Origin of the sequence: Streptomyces sp. NPDC126503 (assembly GCF_040302405.1) — a bacterium.
In the GTDB taxonomy this organism is placed as follows: domain Bacteria; phylum Actinomycetota; class Actinomycetes; order Streptomycetales; family Streptomycetaceae; genus Streptomyces; species Streptomyces gulbargensis.
Map to the genome: position 1 here is coordinate 189,635 of NZ_JBEORS010000003.1, position 22,680 is coordinate 212,314.

General features: G+C 74.8%; 19 protein-coding genes. 13 read left to right on the forward strand and 6 right to left on the reverse strand.

What is annotated here, in order from left to right; translation table 11 throughout:
• The first annotated feature begins 27 nt into the window (after nucleotides 1-27).
• The 3 genes from ABTY40_RS06025 (at nucleotide 28) to ABTY40_RS06035 (ending at nucleotide 2,552) form a co-directional block, all read left to right on the forward strand.
• Nucleotides 28-963, forward strand: coding sequence for a M56 family metallopeptidase (locus tag ABTY40_RS06025; RefSeq protein WP_352058387.1), 936 nt, complete (start codon nucleotides 28-30; stop codon nucleotides 961-963).
• 80 nt (nucleotides 964-1,043) lie between these two features.
• On the forward strand, nucleotides 1,044-1,739 hold the full coding sequence (locus ABTY40_RS06030) for a phosphatase PAP2 family protein (protein ID WP_352058388.1): 696 nt from the start codon (nucleotides 1,044-1,046) through the stop codon (nucleotides 1,737-1,739).
• A 129-nt stretch (nucleotides 1,740-1,868) separates the two neighbouring features.
• Entirely contained in the window at nucleotides 1,869-2,552 is a 684-nt protein-coding gene (locus ABTY40_RS06035) for a TetR/AcrR family transcriptional regulator (protein ID WP_352058389.1), read from the forward strand.
• On the opposite strand, the gene ABTY40_RS06040 is transcribed toward ABTY40_RS06035, so the two are convergent.
• Entirely contained in the window at nucleotides 2,528-4,048 is a 1,521-nt protein-coding gene (locus tag ABTY40_RS06040) for an LVIVD repeat-containing protein (protein ID WP_352058390.1), read from the reverse strand. The two genes, ABTY40_RS06035 and ABTY40_RS06040, sit on opposite strands and share 25 nt — an antisense overlap.
• Nucleotides 4,049-4,194: 146 nt before the next feature.
• On the opposite strand from ABTY40_RS06040, the gene ABTY40_RS06045 reads away from it, so the two are divergent.
• Complete coding sequence (locus ABTY40_RS06045; protein ID WP_502990497.1) at nucleotides 4,195-4,875, forward strand: DUF305 domain-containing protein; 681 nt, start codon at nucleotides 4,195-4,197, stop codon at nucleotides 4,873-4,875.
• On the opposite strand, the gene ABTY40_RS06050 is transcribed toward ABTY40_RS06045, so the two are convergent.
• Nucleotides 4,853-5,239 carry an ArsR/SmtB family transcription factor gene (locus tag ABTY40_RS06050; protein ID WP_352058391.1) on the reverse strand — a complete coding sequence of 129 codons (387 nt, stop codon included), beginning with the start codon at nucleotides 5,237-5,239 and terminating at the stop codon, nucleotides 4,853-4,855. The two genes, ABTY40_RS06045 and ABTY40_RS06050, sit on opposite strands and share 23 nt — an antisense overlap.
• Before the next feature lie 123 nt (nucleotides 5,240-5,362).
• On the opposite strand from ABTY40_RS06050, the gene ABTY40_RS06055 reads away from it, so the two are divergent.
• Together ABTY40_RS06055 and ABTY40_RS06060 are read left to right on the forward strand one after the other, a co-directional pair.
• Nucleotides 5,363-6,445: an NADH:flavin oxidoreductase/NADH oxidase gene (locus ABTY40_RS06055; RefSeq protein ID WP_352058392.1), complete on the forward strand. Its 1,083-nt coding sequence runs from the start codon at nucleotides 5,363-5,365 to the stop codon at nucleotides 6,443-6,445.
• 159 nt (nucleotides 6,446-6,604) lie between these two features.
• Nucleotides 6,605-7,690 carry a WD40/YVTN/BNR-like repeat-containing protein gene (locus tag ABTY40_RS06060; RefSeq protein ID WP_352058393.1) on the forward strand — a complete coding sequence of 362 codons (1,086 nt, stop codon included), beginning with the start codon at nucleotides 6,605-6,607 and terminating at the stop codon, nucleotides 7,688-7,690.
• 72 nt (nucleotides 7,691-7,762) lie between these two features.
• Here ABTY40_RS06060 and ABTY40_RS06065 read toward each other — a convergent pair whose 3' ends face one another.
• Nucleotides 7,763-8,440, reverse strand: a complete 678-nt coding sequence (locus ABTY40_RS06065; protein ID WP_352058394.1) for a uracil-DNA glycosylase — start codon at nucleotides 8,438-8,440, stop codon at nucleotides 7,763-7,765.
• 133 nt (nucleotides 8,441-8,573) lie between these two features.
• On the opposite strand from ABTY40_RS06065, the gene ABTY40_RS06070 reads away from it, so the two are divergent.
• Both ABTY40_RS06070 and ABTY40_RS06075 read left to right on the forward strand, forming a co-directional pair.
• Complete coding sequence (locus ABTY40_RS06070) at nucleotides 8,574-9,575, forward strand: N-acetylglucosamine kinase (protein ID WP_502990504.1); 1,002 nt, start codon at nucleotides 8,574-8,576, stop codon at nucleotides 9,573-9,575.
• 122 nt (nucleotides 9,576-9,697) lie between these two features.
• Nucleotides 9,698-10,618, forward strand: a complete 921-nt coding sequence (locus ABTY40_RS06075) for a sirohydrochlorin chelatase (protein ID WP_352058395.1) — start codon at nucleotides 9,698-9,700, stop codon at nucleotides 10,616-10,618.
• Nucleotides 10,619-10,696: 78 nt separating this feature from the next.
• Here the strand turns inward: ABTY40_RS06075 and ABTY40_RS06080 are convergent, their stop codons facing one another.
• Nucleotides 10,697-11,797 carry a lactonase family protein gene (locus ABTY40_RS06080; RefSeq protein WP_352058396.1) on the reverse strand — a complete coding sequence of 367 codons (1,101 nt, stop codon included), beginning with the start codon at nucleotides 11,795-11,797 and terminating at the stop codon, nucleotides 10,697-10,699.
• Between the two features lie 671 nt (nucleotides 11,798-12,468).
• On the reverse strand, nucleotides 12,469-13,977 hold the full coding sequence (locus ABTY40_RS06085) for an FUSC family protein (protein WP_352058397.1): 1,509 nt from the start codon (nucleotides 13,975-13,977) through the stop codon (nucleotides 12,469-12,471).
• A gap of 610 nt (nucleotides 13,978-14,587) precedes the next feature.
• On the opposite strand from ABTY40_RS06085, the gene ABTY40_RS06090 reads away from it, so the two are divergent.
• The 5 genes from ABTY40_RS06090 to ABTY40_RS06110 all read left to right on the forward strand — a co-directional run bounded on the left by ABTY40_RS06090 (nucleotide 14,588) and on the right by ABTY40_RS06110 (nucleotide 20,221).
• Nucleotides 14,588-16,165 carry a pectate lyase family protein gene (locus ABTY40_RS06090; RefSeq protein WP_352058398.1) on the forward strand — a complete coding sequence of 526 codons (1,578 nt, stop codon included), beginning with the start codon at nucleotides 14,588-14,590 and terminating at the stop codon, nucleotides 16,163-16,165.
• 127 nt (nucleotides 16,166-16,292) lie between these two features.
• Nucleotides 16,293-16,793, forward strand: coding sequence for an Lrp/AsnC family transcriptional regulator (locus ABTY40_RS06095; protein WP_352058399.1), 501 nt, complete (start codon nucleotides 16,293-16,295; stop codon nucleotides 16,791-16,793).
• A 148-nt stretch (nucleotides 16,794-16,941) separates the two neighbouring features.
• The gene (locus ABTY40_RS06100; RefSeq protein ID WP_345284601.1) at nucleotides 16,942-17,340 is read left to right on the forward strand and encodes a TOBE domain-containing protein; all 399 of its coding nucleotides are present in this window, start codon (nucleotides 16,942-16,944) and stop codon (nucleotides 17,338-17,340) included.
• 94 nt (nucleotides 17,341-17,434) lie between these two features.
• Nucleotides 17,435-19,396 (forward strand): ABC transporter permease, encoded by a 1,962-nt coding sequence (locus ABTY40_RS06105; RefSeq protein ID WP_352058400.1) that lies wholly within the window; start codon nucleotides 17,435-17,437, stop codon nucleotides 19,394-19,396.
• 198 nt (nucleotides 19,397-19,594) lie between these two features.
• Nucleotides 19,595-20,221, forward strand: coding sequence for a DinB family protein (locus ABTY40_RS06110; RefSeq protein ID WP_352058401.1), 627 nt, complete (start codon nucleotides 19,595-19,597; stop codon nucleotides 20,219-20,221).
• Nucleotides 20,222-20,228: 7 nt separating this feature from the next.
• On the opposite strand, the gene ABTY40_RS06115 is transcribed toward ABTY40_RS06110, so the two are convergent.
• On the reverse strand, nucleotides 20,229-22,241 hold the full coding sequence (locus ABTY40_RS06115) for a SpoIIE family protein phosphatase (RefSeq protein WP_352058402.1): 2,013 nt from the start codon (nucleotides 22,239-22,241) through the stop codon (nucleotides 20,229-20,231).
• Nucleotides 22,242-22,680: the final 439 nt, after the last annotated feature.

The window sequence follows — 22,680 nt, forward strand, 5'->3', positions numbered from 1 at the left end:
GTAGTACCCGGCTCATAGGCTGGCGGTATGTGGGTCTCCCTCGCGTTGCTCCTGCTCGGCCTTGTGACCGCCCTCGTCGCCCCGCGGCTGCTCGCGCGGGCCGACTGGGTCGAGCGAGAACCCGTGGTGGCCCTGTGGGTCTGGCAGTGCGTGGTGGCGGCGGTCCTGATGAGCTTCGCCCTGTCCATGACCATCAGCGCGGCCGCCGCCTGGCAGGCGGTGCGGGGCCAGGTCTTCGCGGGAGCCCCGCGCGCGGTGGTCGAGGCCTACGAACTCTCCACGCACGGGCCGTGGTCGGCGGTGCTCGCGGTCGTGCTCGCCGCGGGCGGTCTGTGGACCGGGGCGATGCTGGGCCGCGAGATCGGCACCGCCCGCGCCCGCCGGCGGCGGCGCCGCTGCGAACTCCTCGAGCGCGCCCCGCTGTTGCCGGGCGAGGAGCCCGGCGGGGAGCGGCTGGTCGTCCTGGAGGGCGAGCGGGCGCACGCCTGGTGGCTGCCCGGCACGACGCCCCGCCTCGTCATCACCACGGCGGCGCTCCAGCGCCTCAAGGGCCGTCAGCTCGACGCCGTCCTGGCCCATGAGCAGGGGCACGCGCGCGCCCGGCACGACTGGCTGCTGCACTGCTCGGGCGCCCTGGCGGGCGGGTTCCCCGGCATCCCGGTCTTCGCGGCCTTCCGCGCCGAGATGCACCGGCTGGTGGAGCTGGCCGCCGACGACGTGGCCTCGCGCCGGTTCGGGCGGCTGACGATCGCCCTGGCCCTGGTCGGACTCAACGAGGACCGCGGGGTGTTCGGGCCGGGCCCCGCCCCCGACGCCCACCTGCCGCAGCGCGTGCACCGGCTGCTCACGGCGGCCCCCCGCCTGACGGCGGGCCACCGGCTGCGCCTCACCGCCACCGCCGCCCTCGTCCCCGTCTTCCCGGTCCTGGTGGCCTTCGTCCCCGGCCTCGCCGCGCTCGGCTAAAGCCGGACGCGTGCCGCTCCCGGCGCGCGGAGATCACTCCGGAGGGACATCCGGGGGCGATCGTCGGGCAGGATCAGGGAATGCGTTCCTCCGCCGTGGTGTCCGGGGTCCTGGCCGTGCTGTGTCTGCTGCTGGTGGCCGGCGAGTGGCCACCCCTGCTCTCCTTCGACCGCGCGGTCGCCGAGGCGCTGCACCGCAGCGCCGTCGGCCGCCCGGAAGTGACCGCCTTCGCCCGGGTGTTCAGCGACTGGGTGTGGGACCCCCTGACCATGCGGGCCCTGGCGGCGGCCGTGGTGATCGCGCTGTGGTGGCGGGGCGAGCGGCGCCGGGCGGCGTGGGTGGCGGTGACCACGGTCGTCGCCCTGGGGATCCAGCACTTCCTCAAGGCCGCCGTGGGGCGGGAGCGGCCGGTGTGGCCCGACCCGGTGGACTCGGCACGGTTCGCGGCGTTCCCGTCCGGTCACGCGATGGCCGCCACGGTGACCTGCGGGCTGCTGCTGTGGGTGCTCGCGCTGAGTGGGCGGGAGCCGTGGCGGGGCTGGGGCACGGTCGCCGGGCTCTCCGTGGTCTCGGTCCTGGGCGTCGGCTGGACCCGGGTGTACCTGGGCGTGCACTGGCCCTCGGACGTGATCGGAGGCTGGCTGCTCGGCTGGTGCCTGGTGGCCTCGGCCGTCCTCGCGTACCGCTGGAGCGAGCGCCGCTTCCCGCGCCCGCTCCCCCGCTCCGTACCGCCGCCGCCGGCCGCACCGCGGAGCAGAATGGGAGAAAAGGAGTGAGACCGCCTGTTCTGGACGATCCCCCGTGTCGCCCAGAACAGACGGTCAGACCGCCCTCCGACCGGGTCGGCCGGAGTGCGGCATGCGCTGAGTATATTGGCTGGCAGCCAGTCAACGCAGGAGTCCAGCATGTCCCCGCGTAGCCCATCGGTCAACGAGCAGCTCCGAAGGCGTTCGCGCGAGCGGATTCTGCAGGCCACCGTCGAGCTGGTGTCGACGCGTGGTTACGAGGCGACCACGCTCGGCGACATCGCGGAGCGGGCCGGTTCGGCGCGCGGGTTGGTCTCGTACTACTTCCCGGGCAAGCGGCAGCTCCTCCAGTCCGCCGTGCACCGGTTGATGCATCTGACGCTGGAGGAGGCGCTGGAGCGCGAGCCGCGCACGGAGGACGGCCGGGAGCGGCTGGCGCGGGCCATCGACGCGATCCTGGGGCTGGCGGTGGCCCGGCCGACCCTGATGCGGACGCACATGGCGGGCATCCTGCAGGCCGAGGGCTTCGTACGGTGCGAGGAGCAGCAGCGGCTCGCCTTCCTGCTGCGCGACACGGTGGAGCGGTACGGCTCCGAGGACGTGGACACCGACTACCCGCTGCTGCGCGCCCTGCTGATGGGCGCGGTGGTGGCGGTGCTGCTGCCGGGTGCGCCGATGCCGATGGCCCGGCTGCGCGCGGAGCTGTTCCACCGCTACGGCCTCGAGTGGGAGCGGGGTGCGCCGCCGGACGGGGGTCCGCCCGGCGGCACGCCGGTGGTGGGCCCGCCGCTCGGCCGGCCCGTGGACGGTGCGCCCGGTCAGTCCTCGAAGTCCTCGAAGTAGTCGGGCTGCGTCTGGACGTTGAGCTCGTGCATCCGGACGCGAGCGGCCGGGTCCGTGCGGCGGTCGGAGACCTTCAGCACGTCGAGGCCCTTGGCCATGTCGTTCGAGTAGATGTGGCCGTTGTAGTAGTACGCGGACCAGGAGCCGCCCACGGAGAGGGTGGTGGCGGAGAGCGGTCCGCGCTCGAAGTGGCCGATCTCCTTCGGCTTGGCGGAGTCGGTGAAGTCCCAGACGGAGACGCCGCCCTGGTACCAGGCCTGCACCATGAGGTCCTTGCCCTTGACCGGGATGAGCGAGCCGTTGTGGGCGACGCAGTTCTCGGTGGCGGCCTGGTGGCGCGGGATCTTGAAGTAGCTGCGGAAGACCAGGTCGCGCTTCTTGCCCTTGCCGACGATGTCGTAGATGCCGTTGGCACCGCGGTTCGGGCCGACCTGGGCGTTGCAGGTGGCGCCGGTGCCGCCGCCGAGCTCGTCGGTGAAGACGACCTTGTTCGCCTTCTGGTTGAAGGTCGCGGAGTGCCAGAAGGCGAAGTTGACGTTGTCCTGGACCTGGTCGATCACCCGGGGATGCTCGGGGTCCGCGATGTCGAAGAGGATGCCGTCGCCCATGCAGGCGCCGGCGGCGAGGTCCTTGCCGGGCAGCACGGTGATGTCGTGGCAGCCGGTGGTCTTGGAGACGCCGGGGTTGGTGGGGGCGCCGGGGTTGCCGCCGCCGTCCGGACCCTCGCCCGGGAAGAGGACGGGGAAGCCGACGACGCGCGCCTGCTCGGGGGCCTTGCGGGGGACCTTGATGACGGAGATGCCGTCGTGCGGCGGCCGGCAGTCCGGGAAGGCCGCGTTGGGCGAGTAGGACGAGACGTAGACGTACACGTCCTTGCGCTGCGGGACGAGGGTGTGGGTGTGCGAACCGCAGGCGGTCTCGACGGCGGCGACGTACTTGGGGTCGGTGACGTCGCTGATGTCGAAGATCTTCACGCCTTCCCAGGACTCCTTGACGGAGGCCGGCTGGGAGGTGCTGGCGCAGGAGTCGTCGCTGCGGGAGGAGTCGGTGGAGAGGAAGAGGAGGTCCCCCGAGACGGAGATGTCGTTCTGGGCGCCGGGGCAGAGGACCTCGGCGACGCTCCGGGGGGCCTTCGGGTCACTGATGTCGAAGATCCGGAAGCCGTCGTAGTTGCCGGCGAAGGCGTAGCTGCCCTGGAACGCGATGTCGGTGTTGAGGCCCTTGAGCGCGCCCTTGGGGACGTTGGCCAGGTGCTGGATGTTCGAGGTGTGGACGATCTCGTCCACCCCGGGTATCTCACCGCTCTGGATGGCGGCCCGCGCGTCGGCGGCCTGCTCCGCGGAGACGGTGCCTCGGACGGGGGCGTCTCCGGGGTCGGGGGTGGCGACCGCGGAGCCGGTGGCGAGCAGCGTGGCCAGCAGGCCGGCCGCGGCGGATGCCGCTCCGAGCCGTCTCAGGCGCGCGCGCGGACTAGGCGGGGTACGCAACGATGTCACACCGTCCTCCCTGGGTTCCGTTCAGTGTTGAACGGGTGTTGGACCCCGGCAGTATCGTCCCTGGCGTGCACATCTCAACAGATGGCAACACAGATGTCATGAAGGTTTTCGACCAACCACCCTGCGCGGGGTGCTAGGAACGGTCCTTGGCAGCGCACGTCCCCCTGGAGGCCCCCTTGCTGATCCGTCACCGGCGCACCGCGGTCGCCGCCGTCCTCTCCGCCGTCGCCGTTCTCGCCCTGTCCGCCTGCGAGTCGGGGACCGGGGCCGATGCCTCCGAGGGTCCTTCCGCCACCGGTCCCGGGGTGGTGGTTCCGGGGAAACCAGGTGAGCCGGCGCGGCGAATGTCACCGGAGGAGGCGGCCCGCCTGCTGCCCGACGAGCGGCCGAACGGCGCGGACTTCCGTTACGTCCAGATGATGACGGAGCATCACCGACAGGCCCTCACGATGACGGACCTGGCGCCGGAGCGGGCCGCTTCCGCCCAGGTCAGGAAGGTGGCCGAGCGCATAGCGGCGGCTCAGCGGCCGGAGATCGACGCGATGGAAGGCTGGCTGAAATCCCACGGCGGCCCGCGGCGGCAGAGCGGCCACGACCATCACACCATGCCGGGCATGGCGACCGAGGCGCAGCTCGCGGAGCTGCGGAAGGCGAAGGGCGCCGCCTTCGACAAGCTGTTCCTGAAGCTGATGGTGACGCACCACGAGGGTGCGGTGACGATGGCGGCCGAGGTGCTGAGCGAGGGCAACAACGTCCTCGTGGAGGAGATGGCGAACGACGTGATCGCCCAGCAGACCGCCGAGATCAACCGGATGCGCTCGATGTGACCGCGCCGGACCCGGGCAGCGCCCGGCGCGCGGAGTCGGCGAGCGCCGCGGCGAGGACGGTGTCGAGCAGCCCGGGGAAGAGGGCGTCGAGGTCGTCCCGGCGCAGCGCGTTGAGCTTCGTGGTGCCCTGGTAGGTCTGCCGTACGACACCGCTCTCGCGCAGGACGCGGAAGTGGTGCGTCGTCGTGGACTTGGTGACCGGGAGGTCGAAGTACGAGCAGCTGAGGGCGGCTTCCCGGTCGGCCAGTTCCCGCACGATCCGCAGCCGTACGGCGTCGGACAGCGCGTGGAGGACCGCTTCGAGACGGATCTCGTCGCGGGCGGGGTGCGCGAGGACGCGGGGGCTGGGGGCGGCGGTCGTCATGGGCGCGGCTCCACTTCATCGGGACGGCACCCATTGTACGAGACCCTTCGTAGTTTGACAGCCGCCGTACTACGATGGGTATCGTACGAAGGTCCCCGAGGCATTCCCGAAACGGAGTCCGTCATGAGCGCCGCCCTGTTCGAGCCCTACACCCTCCGGTCCCTCACGATCCCGAACCGGGTGTGGATGGCCCCCATGTGCCAGTACTCGGCCGAGGTGTCCGGACCGGACGCGGGCGTCGCCAACGACTGGCACTTCGCGCACTACGCCTCCCGGGCCACCGGCGGCACCGGCCTCATCCTCGTCGAGGCCACGGCCGTCGCGCCCGAGGGGCGGATCAGCCCGCACGACCTGGGACTGTGGAACGACACGCAGACCGAGGGCCTGCGGCGGATCGCCGGCTTCCTCAAGCGGCACGGCACCGTCCCCGGCATCCAGCTCGGACACGCCGGCCGCAAGGCCTCGACCGAGCGCCCGTGGGAGGGCCGCGGCCCGGTCGCGCCCGGTGGCCCCGGCTGGCAGCCGGTCGGCCCCAGCCCCGTCCCGTTCGCCGAGGGCCACCCGGCACCGACCGAGCTGACCGCCGAGGGCATCCAGGAGATCGTCGCCCGGTTCGCGGACGCCGCGCGCCGCGCCCTGGACGCCGGGTTCGAGGTCGTGGAGGTGCACGGCGCCCACGGCTACCTGATCGGCGAGTTCCTCTCCCCGCACAGCAACCACCGCACGGACGCCTACGGCGGCTCCTTCGAGAACCGCACGCGCTTCGCGCTGGAGGTCGTCGACGCGGTGCGCGCGGTCTGGCCCGAGGACCTGCCCGTCTTCTTCCGCGTCTCGGCGACCGACTGGCTCGGTGAGGCGGGCTGGACCGCCGACGAGACCGTACGGTTCGCGCGGCTGCTGCGCGAGCACGGGGTGGACCTGCTCGACGTCTCCTCCGGCGGCAACGGCGGCCCCGCCGACATCCCCGTCGGCCCCGGCTACCAGGTGCCGTTCGCGGCCCGCGTGAAGGCGGAGACGGACCTGCCGGTGGCCGCCGTCGGGCTCATCACCGAGGCCGGGCAGGCCGAGAAGATCCTCGTGAACGGGGAGGCCGACGCGATCCTGCTCGGCCGGGAACTGCTGCGCGACGCCTCCTGGCCGCGCCGCGCGGCCCGCGAACTCGGCGCCACGATCGGTGCCCCGGACCCGTACGCCTGGGCCATCTGACCGGGCGGCGCCCGCTCGGGGGAGGCGCGGGCCGCCGGCCGCGTCCGCGCGGAGGGCGGCGGGTGCGCGCGGGGGCGTGAGTGTCGGCGGAGGCCGTTGTCGGTGGCCGGGTGCAGACTGGCCCGTATCCGCGACAACGGCGTCCTGGAGGTGGCAGCCATGCCCGACGTACTCCTCACCGTAGGCACCCGGAAGGGTCTCTTCATCGGCCGCAGGCACGAGGGGCGGTGGGGGTTCGACGACGATCCGGCCTTTCCCGCGCAGGCGGTGTACTCGGTCGCCATCGACACCCGCCGGCCGGTCCCGCGCCTGCTCGCCGGCGGGGACAGCGCCCACTGGGGGCCCTCCGTCTTCCACTCCGACGACCTCGGCAGGACGTGGACGGAACCGGCCCGTCCTGCGGTGCGGTTCCCCGAGGACACGGGGACCTCGCTGGAGCGGGTCTGGCAGCTGCATCCCGCGCCCGCGCACTCCCCCGGGGTCGTGTACGCGGGGACCGAGCCGGCCGCGCTGTTCCGCTCGGCGGACGGCGGCGAGACCTTCGAGCTGGTACGGCCCCTGTGGGAGCACCCGACCCGCTCCCGGTGGGTGCCCGGCGGAGGCGGTGAGGCCGTGCACACCGTCGTCACGGACCGGCGCACGCCGGAGGCGCTGACGGTCGCGGTCTCGACCGCCGGCGTCTTCCGCTCCCAGGACGGCGGCGCCTCCTGGGACCCCTCGAACCGGGGCGTGTCGGCGGTCTTCCTGCCCGATCCGAACCCGGAGTTCGGGCAGTGCGTCCACAAGATCGCCCAGGACGCGGGGAACCTGGACCGGCTCTACCTCCAGAACCACTGGGGCGTCTTCCGCAGCGACGACGGCGGAGCGGTCTGGACCGACATCGGCGAAGGGCTGCCCTCGGACTTCGGCTTCGCCGTGGCCGCGCACCCGCACCGCCCCGACACCGCCTACGTCTTCCCGATCACCGCCGACTCCGACCGGGTCCCGGCCGGGCGCCGCTGCCGGGTCTACCGCACGACCGACGCCGGGGCGACCTGGGAGCCGCTGACCCGGGGACTGCCGGAGAGCGACCACTACGGGACGGTGCTGCGGGACGCGCTCTGCACGGACGACGCCGACCCGGCGGGCGTCTACTTCGGCAACCGGAACGGCGAGGTGTACGCGAGCGCCGACGACGGCGACAGCTGGCAGCTGCTCGCCGAACACCTCCCCGACGTGCTGTGCGTCAGAGCCGCGGTGGTGTGACCGGGAGTCCTCCCCCGCGGGTCTCCGGCCCGGGCGGAGCCGGAGGGACCGCACGGCCCGGGGAGCCGCCGGTCAGGGCAGGCGCCACTCCACCGGCTGGGCGCCCAGGCCGAGCAGCATCTCGTTGGCCCGGCTGAACGGACGGGAGCCGAAGAAGCCCCGGTCCGCCGACATCGGGGACGGGTGCGCCGACTCGATCGCCGGCAGCCCGCCGAGGAGCGGGCGGGCGTTGCGCGCGTCCCGGCCCCAGAGGATGGAGACCATCGGCTTGCCCCGGGCGGCGAGGGCCCGGATGGCCTGCTCGGTGACCTCCTCCCAGCCCTTGCCCCGGTGGGCGCCCGGCTTGCGGGGCGCCGTGGTGAGGGCCCTGTTGAGCAGGAGGACGCCCTGGCGGGTCCACGGCGTGAGGTCGCCGTTCGACGGTCGGGGCAGGCCGAGATCGGTGTGCAGCTCCCGGAAGATGTTCTCCAGGCTGCCGGGCAGCGAGCGCACCTCGGGCGCGACGGAGAAGCTGAGGCCCATCGCCATCCCCGGCGTCGGATAGGGGTCCTGACCCACGATCAGCACCCGCACCTCGTCGAAGGGCTGCTGGAAGGCCCGCAGCACGTTCTGCCCCGAGGGCAGGTACGTACGGCCGGCGGCGATCTCGGCCCGCAGGAAGTCGCCCATCGCGGCGATCCGTCCCGCCACGGGGCTCAGGGCCTCCGCCCAGCCGGGCTCCACCAGTTCGTTCAAGGGTCGCGCTGTCACGGTCCGTCACTCTACCGGCCTACAGTGACAACGGGTTCCCAACTGCCCGCCGCTCCCCCGCTCCCCCACCCGAGGACGGTGCACCGTGGTCTCCGTGGCTCCCGAGCTCCCCGAACTGCCCGAACTGCCGGAGGTGGTCACGCCGGCTCCCACGGGCCCGGTGGACGAGCCCTCCGGAGGGCTCGTCGTCGGCGTCGACTCCGGGGGCTCCGGATTCCGCCTCGCCGTGGCCGAGGCCGGGACCGGAACCGTCCTGGAGCGCGCCGCCTCGCGGGAGCCGATCCGGACGGGCCCGGGCGGGATCTCCGCCGGACACTTCCTCGAACAGGTCCTTCCGGCCGTCGCCGCCCTGCGGGCCCGCACCGGGCGGCGGCCGGTCCTGGCGGTGGCCGTGGGCGCCGCCGGCATGGCGACCCTGGGCGACGAGCTGCGGGCCGAGCTGCCGGGGGCGCTCGCCGCCGCCTGGGGCGCCCGCCGGCTCGCCCTCGCGGCCGACGCCGTCACCGCCTACGTCGGGGCGATCGGCCGCGGCCCGGGCGCGGTCGTGGCCGGCGGCACGGGGATGATCGCGCTCGGCACGGACCTGAAGACCTGGCGCCGCGCGGACGGCTGGGGCCACCTCCTGGGGGACTGCGGCAGCGGCGCCTGGATCGGGCGGGCGGGTCTGGAGGCGGCGCTGCGCGCCCACGACGGACGGCGCGGGGGGTCGACGGCGCTGCTGGCGCGGGCCGAGCGGCTGTTCGGGCCCGTGCAGGGCCTGCCGGGCACGCTGTACCCGCGGACCGACCGGCCCGCGGTCCTGGCCTCCTTCGCGCCGGAGGTGGCGCGCTGCGCGGCCGAGGACCCGGTGGCGGCGGCCGTCCTGGCGGAGGCCGCCCGGCATGTGGCCGAGGCGGCCGAGGCGGTGTGCCCGCCCGGGGCCGGCGCGGCCGTCGCCCTGACGGGCGGCCTCTTCAGGATCGGCGACCCCCTGCTCGTACCCCTGCGGGCCGAGCTCGCCGAGCGGCTGCCCCACGCCAGGACCGTCGCACCGGCGGGTGATCCGCTGGACGGCGCGGTGGAGCTGGCCACGGCGCTGGCCCGGGACGAACCGGGCCTTCCGGAGGACCCGTCGCTGCTGCGTCTCTTCGCCTAGCCGAACGGTATCCGCCCAGGTGGGGGGCGGTGCGCGCCTCGGACCGGACATATGGGGACGGAAGGCGCTCGACCGCACCTCACCCGACCCGGCGTCGTACGAAACCAGTAGCATGCGGCGCCATGAGCTCCCCCACTGGGCCTGCTTCCGGCCTGCCTGTACGAATGCCGCGCCCCCGTCAGTCCGGGCGGCACCGTCGCCCCGAACCCGCGGCGGCGCCCGAGGGCGCTCCCGCGCTGGTTCTCGCCGTTCCCGGCGTGCCGTCCGACGCCATACGCGCGCTGGCCGACGAGGTCGTCAGCATCGCGCGCTCCGAGCTGCCCGGCCTGGAGGCCGTGGTCGGCTTCCTGGAGGGTGACGACGTCGCGTACCCGGCGCTCGCGACCGTCCTGTCGGCGGCCGACCGGCTGCGCACCGAGCGGTACGAGATCGCGGTGGCGGCCGGCCGCGAGGTCAGCGCCCCCGAGGGCCCGGCCGCGGTCGTGGTGCCGCTGCTCGCCGGCCCCGACAGCGCCCTGATGCGCCAGGTGCGCCAGGCGGTCATGGACAGCGGCAACACCGCCGAGCTGACGGACGTCCTCGGCCCGCACCCGCTGCTGGCGGAGGCCCTGCACGTGCGGCTCTCGGAGGCCGGCCTGGCCCGCGCCGACCGCGCCCGCCTCTTCACGGTCGCGACGGCGGCCGACGGCATCATCCTGGCCACGGTCGGTGGCGAGGAGGCGGTGCAGGCGGCGGGGATCACGGGCATGCTGCTCGCCGCCCGCCTCGCGGTGCCGGTGATGGCCGCCGCGCTCGACCAGGAGGGTTCCATCGCCTCCGTGGCCGAGCAGCTGCGCGGCGCCGGTTCGGCGCAGCTGGCCCTCGCCCCGTACCTGATCGGCCCGGAGCTGGCCGAGGGTCTGCTCGACGAGGCGTCGAAGGAGGCGGGTTGCGCGGCGGCCGAGGCCCTGGGGGCGTACCCGGCCATCGGCAAGCTGGTGCTGTCCCAGTACTCGGCGGCGCTCGGCCTGCCGCGGCAGCCGCAGGGCGCCCCGTCGCTCTGACCGACGACGTCCGCCGCTCGCGGCGCGCGAAGGGCCCGCACCGGACTTCTCCGGTGCGGGCCCTTCGCGTACGGCCGGTCAGCCGAGGACGACGCAGGAGGCCGCCGGGGCCTCGACCGACCCCGCCCGGACCGGGATTCCGGTCGCGGGGTCGACGTCGAACCAGGTGACGTCGCCCGAGCGTTCGTTGGCCGCGTAGAGCCGTGTCCCCGTGGGGTCGAGGGTGAGGTCGCGGGGCCAGGAACCGCCGCACGGCACGGACGTGACGAGCGTGGCCCCGGCGCCGTCGGCGTCGAGGGCGAGCACGGCGAGGGTGTCGTCGCCGCGGACGGCGGCCCACAGGTGGCGGCCGTCCGGTGACACCACCACCTCGGAGGGGTGGCGGGGGCCCGCGGGGGCGCCGTCGGGGACGACCCGGGTCTCACCGAGCGGCGTGAGCACGCCCGCCTCGGCGTCCCAGCGGCAGACGGTGAGGGTGGGTTCCAGCTCGTTCAGTACGTAGGCGTGGCCGCCGGACGGGTGGAAGGCGAGGTGGCGCGGACCGGTGCCCGGGCGCAGGGCGGTCTCCCCGTGGAGGGCCGGCGTGCCCGTCGCGGGGTCGAGCGCGCAGATCCGCACGGAGTCGGTCCCGAGGTCCACGCTCACCACCCACCGCCCGCCGGGCGCGGGCAGCACCTGGTGGGCGTGCGGTCCGGCCTGGCGCTCGCCGACGGGCCCGCCACCCTCGTGCCGCAGCACGCCGGCGACGGGCCGGGGGCCGCCGTCCGCCCCCAGGGGCACGACGCTCACGCTGCCGGAACCGTAGTTGGCGGTGAGGACGTGGCCCGCGTGATGGCTGAGGTGGGTGGGGCTGTCGCCGCCGACCGGGACGGGTTCACCGAGGAGCCGGGGAACGGGGCCGGTGACGTCGAAGGCGGCGACGGCGCCGGGCGCCGTCTCGGAGACGGCGTGGAGGACGGGCCCCGCGAGGGCGAGGAAGGAGGGGTCGGCGACGGCGTCGGTGGCCCCCGTGACGGTCAGCGCGCCGGTCGCCGCGTCCACGTCGGCGGCGATCACCCCCCGTCCACCGGCGGACGTGAACGACCCGATGTACGCCCGCGTGGCGGGCTCGCCGCCCCGGGGGCGCGGGCTCGCTCCTCCGGCCCGGGTCTGCGCCCTTCCACCCCTCACCTGGTCCATGCCGGTCCTCCCTGTCCTGTGCCGCGCTCCCGGGGCGGCCGCCCGTCGGTCGGTCGGTCGGAGCGGCCGTGATCGTCGGGCCGACGGTAGCAAACGGTCTAGACCAAAAGGGCGGGTTCGGGCGACTCGGCGCCGCCCGGGGGGCGGAGGGGTGGGTCGGGCCACGGCCGGCGGGGGTTGCCGGGCGTCCTGCCGGAGACGGTACGGCAGTGCGGGCGCGCCTCCGCGCCGCGGCGGACCTGGGGCGGGCGGGAGCCACCGGAGGCGGAGCCGGGCGAGCGCGGAGGCCGGACCGAGGGGCACTGGGCGGGCCCCGCGGGGCCCGCCCGGTGGAGCCGGGGACGCGGGGAGGGCTCGGCAGGTGGGGCCCGGCGGTCACGGCGAACTGGCCCGAGGGGCCTGCGCAGCGGGACCCAGCGGTCACGAGAACGGGTCTCGGAGGCGGCGCCTGCGGATGCGGGGACGGGACCCGGTGGACGCGGGGACGGGTCGCAGAGACGGGGCCCGCGGACGCGAGGGGCTCGCGGGGCGGGCACGCGAGCGGGGGAAAGGACACGGGAACGCGACCTGGCGCACGCGGGGCGGCCGGCCGAGGAGAGGCGCCATCCCTCGGGCGGGTGCGTCGGTCCGGCCGGCTCCGGGGTCCCGTACCCGCCCGGTCCCCGCGGGTGTCAGGAGCGGAGGATGAAGGAGCCCGGGGGCGTGCGGAGGGGCTCGTGGAGGGCGACGAGGAGCTTCTCCAGGCCGCTGACGTGGCCGAGCGCGGCCTGGCCGGCGACCGGGGGCACCGGTGCGGCGGCGGCCGGGGGCTCCGGCTCGACGGCGGGACCGGCGGCGCCGGCGCCGGTCAGGCGTTCCACGGCCGCCTCCACGCGCCGGCAGGCCGCGGCGAGCCGTTCGTCGTGACCGGCGGCCGGGTCGGCCGCCACGGCCACCAGCCCGCGTACCTCCTCGGCGCACTCGTCCAGGAGGGCGAGGACCTGGCGGGCCCGCTCCTTGCGGCCGCGGAAGGGGCTCAGGGGGTGGACGAGCGGCGCGAGGGAGAGCCGTACGCGGCCGAGGAGCAGCTCCAGTTCGGCGGCGTGCGGCGCGGGGTCGGCGTCGGGGTCGCCGGCGAGCCGACGCAGCGAGACGGAGGTGGCGGCGCGGACGCCCCGCAGGGAGCGCTGGATCCAGGCGTCGTTGATGGCGTGGGTGCGGACGGGGAGGATGAGCAGCACGGCGAGCGCCGCGCAGACGGCACCGACGGCGGTCTCCTCCAGCCGCAGGAGCAGCAGCGCCGGGTCGAGGACGCCGAGGAGCCCGTACAGCAGACCGGCCATGAGGGTGACCGCGAGCATCATCCAGCTGTAGGAGACGGGCGCGGTGTAGAAGATCCCGAAGACGCAGAGGGCCACCAGGGCGGCGGTGGGGGCCACCGCACCGTCGAGCGGGATGGCGACGACCATGCCGACCGCGATGCCGATGACGGTGCCGAGCACCCGGCGGAAGCCACGGACGAGCGTCTCGCCGCGCGACACCGTGTTCACGAAGATCCACCACGTGGTGCCGACGGCCCAGTACCAGCGGTCGGCCGAGAGCAGCTGGCCGACCGTGAGCGCGACGGCGCAGGCCACGGCGGCCTGGACGGCCTGCCGGGTGGTCACGCGGGCGAGGCCGGTGCCGGGGAGCGGCGCGGGCGCGGGGGGCGGCGGAGTGCGGCGCTCCAGGGGCCACAGGACGAACCGCACGGCACCGGCGGCGGCGAGCGAGAGGGCCACGGCGGCGTAGAGCTCGGGCAGCTGGCCGGGCACGGCGTGCAGGAACTGCGTCGTGAAGAAGTTCATGAACGCGAAGATCCCCAGCGCGTGGCCGCGCGGGCCCCAGCGGCGGGCGTAGACCCCGCAGAAGACGACGAGGAGGAAGGCGGCGTCCCTGAGCAGGGTCAGGTCGTGCAGCGCGGTGGCCAGGGCGAGGACGGGGAAGCCGGCCGCCGGCAGCAGGAGCGTGGTGACGGCCTGGGCGCGGACGGTGGTGTCGGTCACCGTGAACAGCGCGAGCAGGGCCGCCAGTCCCCCGGTGATGGAGGCGGACAGGGAGAGCCCCACCAGTTCGGTGAGCGCGACGGCGAGCGCGATGCCGAGAACGGCACGCGACGCGTTCCTCAGTCGGGCGAGCCCCGGATCCGGAGCCACGAACATCCTCTTCACGGCGGTCTGCCGCCCCCTCGCGTGTTGCCGTTCGCCCTCCCGCGCGGACTCCCGGGGTGGTGGGAGCGCGCGGGCACGACGAAGGCGCCGCGGTCCGGACCGGCCTCGTCGCCGCCCCGGCGCTGCGGCGCCGAAAGTACCTGGATACGACAAGGAAACCACCCGGGCGACCCGTGGCTCAACACAACCGTCATCCGCTGGGCCAATGGACCAGTGCCGGGCGGACACATCGGGCCACCAGCTGTCCAACGGCTCAGCGGCCTCGCCGGACCCGGGAAACCGGCGCGGCGACGGTGACGCCCTCCGGCCGGCCGCGGCCGAAGGCACCTCACCGCACTCCCCGGCGCCCCCTGGGCCGCGCCTCCCCGGCACCCGCGCGGCCGCGTCCGTGCGACGCCTCTCCCACGGGGCCGCGGAACGAGGGAAACGGAACGTGTCCGGAACCTTGCCAGGCTCCTCCACCCGCCCCTAACCTCCGACAGCAGAAAGCGCTTTCCCCCTTGCGAGGACAGGCCGGCCGGCCCTGCACGCCGGTTCCGCGACGCCCGGAAACGGGGCGCCGCGGAACGGGACCACGACGACACGAATGGGGAAGACCAGCATGGGACGACCAGCCGCACGACGACTCCAGGCGGCCCTGGCCACGATGACCCTCGCGGCCGCGGCCGGGGTGGCCCTGGCCATGCCCGAGGCCTCGGCCGCCGCGACAGGCGGGGCCACCGGCTACGCCGCCCAGAACGGCGGCACCACCGGCGGCGCGGGCGGACGGACGGTACGCGCCACGACCGGCACCGCCATCCACGCGGCCCTCTGCAACCGGGCCGACAGCAGCACCCCGATCGTCATCGAGGTCGAGGGGACGATCAACCACGGCAACACGAGCAAGGTCTCCGGCACCAGCTGCAACACCGCCGACGGCGTGATCGAACTCAAGCAGATCAGCAACGTGACGCTCGTCGGGGTCGGCGGCGGAGCGGTCTTCGACCAGCTCGGCATCCACATCCGCGAATCGCGCAACATCATCATCCAGAACGTGACCGTCCGGAACGTGAAGAAGTCGGGTTCCCCCGTCTCCAACGGCGGCGACGCCATCGGCATGGAGAGCAACGTCCGCAACGTCTGGGTCGACCACGTCACCCTGGAGGCCTCGGGCGGCGAGTCCGAGGGCTACGACGGCCTCTTCGACATGAAGGACAACACGCAGTACGTGACGCTGTCCTACAGCGTCCTGCGCAATTCGGGGCGCGGCGGCCTCGTCGGCTCCAGCGAGACCGAGCTCTCCAACGGCTTCATCACCTACCACCACAACCGCTACGAGAACATCGACTCCCGGGCCCCCTTGCTGCGCGGCGGCATCGCCCACATGTACAACAACCACTACCTGCGGCTGAACGAGTCCGGCATCAACGCGCGCGCCGGAGCGCGCGCCAAGGTCGAGAACAACTACTTCGAGGACTCGAAGGACGTCCTCGGCACGTTCTACACCGACGCCACCGGCTACTGGCAGGTCGCCGGCAACACCTTCGACAACGTCACCTGGTCCGCCCCCGGCACCGACTACACCCCGGCCGGACCCGACCCGCGCTCCACCACCACGGTCACCGTCCCGTACGCGTACCGGCCGGACCCGGCCGCCTGCGTCCCCGACGTCGTGGCCCGGACGGCCGGCGCGCAGACGGGCCTCAAGGTGTCGGACGGCTCCTGCACGCCGCAGACGCCGACCCCCGCCCCGACCACGGCGACCCCGACTCCCGCGCCCACCTCCACGGGCCCGGCGCCCACGCCCACCCCGGCGCCGACCTCCACCCCGGGCGGGACCAACCTCAGCATCGGAGCCGGCTCCGACGGCTCCAGCAAGGCCGACGGCACCAGCTACGGGAACGTACGGGACGGCAACCTGAGCACGTACTGGTCGCCGGCCGGGACGACGGGCCAGATCTCCATCAAGTGGGGCGCCCCCACCACCGTCTCGGCGCTCACCATCCGTGAGGCCGCGGGCTCCGCGGGCACCATCGGTTCCTGGCGGGTGCTCAACGGCGACACCGGGGCCGTCCTGAAGTCCGGTACCGGGGCCGGCGCGCTCACCGTTCCCCGTACCACTCTGAGCAAGATCACCTTTGAGATCACCGGGGCGTCGGGGGTCCCGAAGGTGGCCGAGTTCGAGACCTACGCCGGATAGGAGGCCGGCCCGGCGGCCGGCCGCTCAGGGCCGCCGGGCCGCCGGGCAGGCCGTCCGGTCCGCCGGGCCGAATCGGGCCATTGGTACAGTCGAACCCTCTTCGAGCAGGCCAGAAGGAGGGTGGACCATGGCGGTGGACGAGCTGGACACCCGGATCCTGCGGCTCCTCATCGAGCAGCCGCGCACCAGCGTCCGGGAGTACGCGCGGATCCTCGGAGTCGCGCGCGGCACCGTGCAGGCGAGGATCGACCGCCTGGAACGGGACGGGGTGATCACCTCCACCGGGCCGGTCCTCTCGCCCGCCGCGCTCGGCCATCCGGTGCTCGCCTTCGTGCACGTCGAGGTCACGCAGGGACACCTCGACGAGGTGGGCGACGCGCTCGCGGCCGTACCGGAGATCGTGGAGGCCTTCTCGATCACCGGCGGCGGCGATCTGCTGACGCGGGTGGTCGCCCGGGACGCCGGGCACCTGGAGGACGTGATCCAGCGGCTGATCCAGCTGCCGGGCGTGGTCCGCACCCGTACCGAGATCGCGCTGCGCGAGCGCGTACCGCACCGGCTGCTGCCCCTCGTGGAAGCGGTGGGACGGCGGACGCGGCCGGCCCCCGAACGCCCCGCGCGCCCCTGACCTCGCGGCTCCCCCTCGTCTCGTCCCGGCGTCCTCCGCGTCCCCGTCCCCTGCCCGTTCGTGGCTTCCTCCCAGGAGGCTGGCAGATGCGACGAGATGTCGCGGTGACGATTGCAGATGGGAGCCACCGCGGCCTAGCGTGGCGCGTATGCAGTCCTACACCATCGGTCAGGCGGCACGGCTCCTCGGCGTGAGCCCCGACACCGCGCGCCGCTGGGCCGACGCGGGCCGGGTGGCGACCCATCGCGACGAGAACGGCCGGCGCCTCATCGACGGCCGCGACCTGGCCGCCTTCTCCGTCGAGGTCGCGCAGAGCGCCGACCGGGGCGACGAGGAGGAGCCGTACACCTCCACCCGCAACGCCTTCCCCGGGATCGTCACCGGCATCAAGCTCGGCGACATCGCCGCGCAGGTCGAGATCCAGGCCGGTCCCCACCGGCTCGTCTCGCTCCTCACCCGGGAGGCGGTCGAGGAGCTGGGTCTGGAGGTCGGCATGCGGGCGACCGCCCGCGTGAAGTCGACCAGCGTGCACATCGACCGCGCGTGACCCCTCCGGCCGGCACCACGGTCCGCCGTACGGGCCGTCCCCGGGCGCGGGCGCACGGCCGCCGCCCTCCCGCACCCGTCCCCAGGAACGAACGATGAGACGCCCGCACCTCCGCCGTACGGACGGACCCCGCGCCGCCGGCCCCCGCACCCCTCTCGCGCTCGCCGTGCCCGCGCTGCTCGCCGTGGCACTGCTGGTGCTACCGCTGGTGGGCGTCCTCGTCCGCACCGAGTGGGGCTCGCTCGGCGCGCACCTGACCGGGCCGGGCACGGTCGAGGCCCTCCGGCTCTCCCTCGTCGTCTCCTTCTGGGCGCTCGCCCTGTCGCTGGTCCTGGGGGTGCCGCTGGCCTGGCTGCTCGCCCGGGTGCCGTTCCGGGGCAAGGCGTTCGTCCGCTCCCTGGTCCTGCTGCCGATGGTGCTCCCTCCGACGGTGGGCGGGGTGGCGCTGCTGCTGGCCTTCGGGCGGCGCGGGATCCTGGGGCCGTGGCTGGAGGAAACCTTCGGCGTCACGCTGCCCTTCCACACCTCGGGCGCGGTCCTCGCGGCCACCTTCGTCGCGATGCCGTTCCTGGTCATCAGCCTGGAGGGCGCGCTCGGCGGGCTCCGCCCCCGCTACGAGGAGACGGCGGCGTCCCTGGGGGCCTCACCGCTCCGGGTCTTCCTCACCGTCACCCTGCCGATGGTCGCCCCCGGGCTGCTGGCCGGGGCGGCACTCACGTGGGCGCGGGCGCTCGGTGAGTTCGGCGCCACCATCACCTTCGCCGGCAATCTGCCGGGCACCACACAGACGCTGCCGCTCCAGGTGTACCTGCTGCTCCAGGAGGAACCGGAGGCGGCGACCTCGGTCTCCCTGCTGCTGCTCGTGATCGCCATGGCCGTGCTCGTCGCGCTGCGGGGCCGGTGGACCGGATCGCCGGCCCCGCGCCGTACCCCCCCTCCCCGGTCGCCGGACGGGACGCCTGCGGAGGCGCCGGAGGCGGCAGCGGGAGAGGCGGACGGCGGGGGCGTTCCGGACGGCGGGCGCTGGTCACTGCACGCCGAGGTCCACGGCTTCACCGAGCTCACCCTCGACGCCGCTCCCGGCACCACGATCGCGGTCGTCGGCCCCAACGGCGCCGGCAAGACCACCCTCCTCCGTGCGCTTCTCGGCCTCACCCCCCGGGCCCGCGCCGCGCTCCGCCTCGGCGACGACGACGTGACGGCACTGCCCCCGCACCGGCGGCAGGTGGCGTGGGTGCCGCAGGACGGGGCGCTGTTCCCGCACCTGTCGAGCCTCGCCAACACCGCGTACGGCCTCCGGGCGCGCGGGGTGTCCCGGTCGGAGGCCCGGCGCGAGGCGCGGCGCTGGCTCGACCGGCTCGGCGTCGGGCAGCTCGCCCACCGGCGCCCGGGCCAGCTGTCCGGCGGGCAGGCCCAGCGGGTCGCCCTGGCCCGGGCCCTGGCGGTCCGGCCCCGGCTGCTGCTGCTCGACGAGCCGCTCGCCGCGCTCGACCAGACGACCCGGGCGCATGTACGGCACACCCTGCGCACGCACCTCGCCGGGTTCGGCGGGGTGTGTCTGATCGTCACGCACGACCCGGTGGAGGCGGTGTCCCTGGCCGACCGGGTGCTCGTCCTGCAGGACGGCCGCACCCTCCAGGACGACTCCCCCGCCGAGGTCTCCCGCCACCCGCGCTCGCCGTGGGTGGCGCGGATGCTGGGCCGCAACGCCTGGCCGGTCACCTCGGGCGCGGAGGGCCTCGCGGTGGAGCGGGGCGGCCTGCTCGTCGCGGCCGAGCCCCCGCCCGCCGGGACACGGGCCCTCGCGATCATCGCGCCCGAGGCGGTGGCCGTGCACCGGGAGAGGCCGGGCGGCAGCCCCCGCAACGTCTGGCCCGGCACCGTACGCGAGATCACCGTGAGCGGCGGCCGGCTGCGGGTCCTCGTGACCTCGGACCAGGTGCCGCCGCTCGTCGCCGAGATCACCCCGCAGGCGGCGGCCGAACTGGGCCTGGCGGAGGGCGTGCCGGTCTGGACCGGAGTGAAGGCGACGGAGGTGACGGTCGTCCCGCTGTGACGGTGGCACGGGCGCGACCACCGGAGCGGGAAGCCCCACGGACCCGGGGCACGGCCCGGTGGAAGCCGGGAGCCACAGGCCCCGGCCCGGCTCCCGGACGCCCCCGCTCCCGCGCGCCCCCGGCGAAATTCGCGGGCGGCGGCGCGGACGCTGTGGCAGGGTTCGGGCGGCCCGTCCCCCCGTGATCCGGAGCGTCCCATGGCGGTACCCGCGCGTCTCGTGCCCCTCCTCGACCAGTTCGACTTCGCCCGGCAGCGGCTGGTGGACCGGATGTCCGGTCCGGTCGTGGACAGTGGCAACGGCACCGGCGTGCCGGTGGGCCCGATGACCGATGCCGAGTATTTCTGGGAGCCAGGACCGGGCTGCTGGTCGGTGCGGCGGCACGCCGACGGGCCGGGGGCGCGGGCGACGCTGCTGACGGGTGCGGGCGCGTGGGGGCGGGACGCGACGCCGCCGCCGCATCCGGCGCCGCCGCCGTTCACGACGATCGCGTGGCGCCTGAGCCACCTCACCGAACTCCTCGCCCTCCGCGCCGACCACACGGCGGGCGGGCGCAGCATGACCCGGGAGGACTTCCGGGTGAGCGGGGACGCGGCCTCGGCCGTCGCCGACTTCGACCGGGCGGCGGGTGCCTGGCGGGCGGCGCTCGTGGCCGCCGACGACGCGGCGCTCGACGCGGTCGGCCACAGTACCTATCCGTACGGCAGCGACCCGGAGGACCCGTTCCTGGACGTCGTCTGGTGGGTGAACCAGGAACTCCTGCATCACGGGGCCGAGATCGCCCTGCTGCGTGATCTGTACCGGCTGCTGAACAGCGGGGCCTGACGCCCCCTCAGCCCGTACCGGAGCCGGTCGCGGTGGTGCGGGCGAGGAGCATCGCCACGTCGTCCTGCGCGGGCGCCGACAGGACCCGCGCCAGGACCTCGTCGCAGAGGGTCTCCAGGGGACTGGAGAGGAAGGGGCGCAGGGCGCGGGCCAGTTCGTCCATGCCCTGGTCGAGGTCGCGGTGGCGGGCCTCGATGAGCCCGTCCGTGTAGAGCACGAGAAGGCCTCCGGGCGGCAGGGCGACCTCCTCGGTGGCGAAGTCGTGGCCGCCGGTGCCCAGGGGCGTGCCGGGCGGGCCGTCGAGGAAGGTGATGGTGCCGTCGGGGGTGGCGACGGCGGGCGGTGGGTGCCCGGCGCGGGCGATGACCCAGGTGCCGGCGGCCGGGTCGTGGACGGCGTACACGCAGGTGGCCATCGTGTCCTCACCGAGGTCGGAGACGACGGCGTCGAGGGAGCTGAGCATCCGGGCGGGTGCGATGTCGTGCCGGGCCAGCGTCCGTACGGCGGTGCGGAGTTGGCCCATGACGGCGGCGGCGTGGATGCCGTGGCCCATGACGTCCCCGATGACGAGTCCGGTGCGGCCGCCGGGCAGGGCGATGGCGTCGAACCAGTCCCCGCCCACGTCGTGGGCGCTGGCCGGGAGGTAGCGGCCGGTGAGTTCCAGTCCGGTGACGTCAGGAAGGGCGCTGTTGGTCAGGCTGCGCTGGAGGGTGAGGGCGGCCTCACGCTGGGTGGTGTAGAGGCGGGCGTTGTCGATGTTGAGGGCGGCGCGGGCGACGACCTCGTCGATGAGGACGCCGTCCTCCTCGTCGAAGGGTTCCCGGGTGCGCAGCCGGGTCACGGTGACGGCGCCGAGGACCGTGCCGCGGGCGACGAGGGGGACGAGCCGGGCCGAGCCGATGCGGGTGGCGAGGTAGGAACGCAGGGCCTCGGCCCGGGGGTCGGTGAAGAGGGCCGGGATGTCGGAGGTACGGAGCCGGGTGGGCCGGCCGCGGGCGACGACCTCCTCGTACACCGAGCCCGGGGGCAGCTGGAAGGTCTGTCCGGCGGCGAGCAGGGCGGTGGGGGCGGAGGGGTCGGGGAAGCGGGCGGCGAGCCGGCGCAGGAGGCCGCGGGTGGATTCGGCGGGGTCGTCCGGGGCGAGGACGGAGGTGAGGATCTGGACGTCGGCGGAGTCGGCGAGCTGCGGTACGAGGAAGTCGACGACCTCCTCGGCGGTCTGCCGCAGGTCCAGGGTGGTGCCGATCCGGGCGCCGGCCTCGGCGAGCAGGGCGAAGCGGTGCCGGGCCCGCTCGACCTCGATGTGGGCCTCCTGGCTCTCGGTGATGTCGACCAGGGAGGCGATGAGGCCGAGGTGCTGCCCGGTGCGGTCGAGCAGCGGAGCGTAGGAGCAGGACCAGATGTGGTCGCGGCCGGGGTCGGCGGGGGTGCGGCCGACCCGGCGGGCGTCCACGACGGCGGTGCCGCTCTCCAGGACCTGGCTCATCAGGGATTCGAGGGCGACGGCGTTGACGCCGGGGACGACCTCGGTGAGGCGGCGGCCGAGGTGTTCGGCGGCGGACACGCCGTTCATCAGGGCGAGGGCGTCGTTGACACGGAGGAACCGCAGGTCGGGGCCGAGCAGGGCGAGGCCGATGGGAGACTGGGTGAAGAGGCTCTCCATCGCCGCGAGGTTGTCCCGCATTCGCAGGACCTCGGAGGTCTCGACGGCGATCAGCATGGCCCCGGGCCGGCCCCGGGGGTCGGCCGCCGGGACGATCCACATCTCCATGGCGACGTTGTGGCCGTCGCGGTGGCGTACCGGCAGGGTGCCGACCATCGTCTCGCCCGCCTGGACGCGCCGGGTGAGCCGGCCGGCGAGTTCGCGGTTGGCGTCGGGGACGAGGAGCGGGGTGGCGAGGCGCCCGAGCACGTGCTCGGGCCGGTGGCCGAGGAGGTCCTGGGCGGCGAGCGACCACTCGACGATGCGGCCTTCGGCGTCCTCGCGCCAGAGCGCGATGGGGAGCAGTTCCCGGAGCACACCGGCGTCCCCGACGGCCGCCCGGGGCGGCTGCGGAACCCTGTTCGGAAACTGATGAGTGCCCACCGCATCGACCTACGCATCGGTCTGGCCCCCGGGGGGCGATCCCTACCGCCTCACCCTAGCCGAGGACGCCCGGCCGGGCGCTGTGCGGCAGGGCCGAACGGTGGCCCGCCGCCGTGCCGGCCGGGAGGGCGCTCCGCGCCGGGACACGGCCCCCTTCCGTTCGCCGCACCCGCTACGGGTGTCCGGAGGGGGCCCGTGTGGCCACGCGAAGCCTGACAGCGCTCACCCCCGAGCCGGCTCCGGTTTCGGGCGGCGGGCTGCTCGGGGACAGCGCCCGCGGCACGGCTCCGCCGGGGAGAGGGTGTCGGCCGGGGCGCGCTCGCCCGCGCTGCTCGACGGCTGTCCGGCCTTCTGCGGGCCATGAAGCGGGTGA

Bases quoted from the DNA above. Each gene is read 5' to 3' on its own strand.
- ABTY40_RS06035 (WP_352058389.1), top strand. From the start codon at position 1,869: ATGTCCCCGCGTAGCCCATCGGTCAACGAGCAGCTCCGAAGGCGTTCG.
- ABTY40_RS06090 (WP_352058398.1), top strand. From the start codon at position 14,588: ATGGGACGACCAGCCGCACGACGACTCCAGGCGGCCCTGGCCACGATG.
- ABTY40_RS06085 (WP_352058397.1), bottom strand. From the start codon at position 13,977: ATGTTCGTGGCTCCGGATCCGGGGCTCGCCCGACTGAGGAACGCGTCG.
- ABTY40_RS06110 (WP_352058401.1), top strand. From the start codon at position 19,595: ATGGCGGTACCCGCGCGTCTCGTGCCCCTCCTCGACCAGTTCGACTTC.
- ABTY40_RS06100 (WP_345284601.1), top strand. From the start codon at position 16,942: ATGCAGTCCTACACCATCGGTCAGGCGGCACGGCTCCTCGGCGTGAGC.
- ABTY40_RS06050 (WP_352058391.1), bottom strand. From the start codon at position 5,239: ATGACGACCGCCGCCCCCAGCCCCCGCGTCCTCGCGCACCCCGCCCGC.
- ABTY40_RS06095 (WP_352058399.1), top strand. From the start codon at position 16,293: ATGGCGGTGGACGAGCTGGACACCCGGATCCTGCGGCTCCTCATCGAG.
- ABTY40_RS06080 (WP_352058396.1), bottom strand. From the start codon at position 11,797: ATGGACCAGGTGAGGGGTGGAAGGGCGCAGACCCGGGCCGGAGGAGCG.
- ABTY40_RS06030 (WP_352058388.1), top strand. From the start codon at position 1,044: ATGCGTTCCTCCGCCGTGGTGTCCGGGGTCCTGGCCGTGCTGTGTCTG.
- ABTY40_RS06025 (WP_352058387.1), top strand. From the start codon at position 28: ATGTGGGTCTCCCTCGCGTTGCTCCTGCTCGGCCTTGTGACCGCCCTC.
- ABTY40_RS06055 (WP_352058392.1), top strand. From the start codon at position 5,363: ATGAGCGCCGCCCTGTTCGAGCCCTACACCCTCCGGTCCCTCACGATC.
- ABTY40_RS06075 (WP_352058395.1), top strand. From the start codon at position 9,698: ATGAGCTCCCCCACTGGGCCTGCTTCCGGCCTGCCTGTACGAATGCCG.
- ABTY40_RS06105 (WP_352058400.1), top strand. From the start codon at position 17,435: ATGAGACGCCCGCACCTCCGCCGTACGGACGGACCCCGCGCCGCCGGC.
- ABTY40_RS06060 (WP_352058393.1), top strand. From the start codon at position 6,605: ATGCCCGACGTACTCCTCACCGTAGGCACCCGGAAGGGTCTCTTCATC.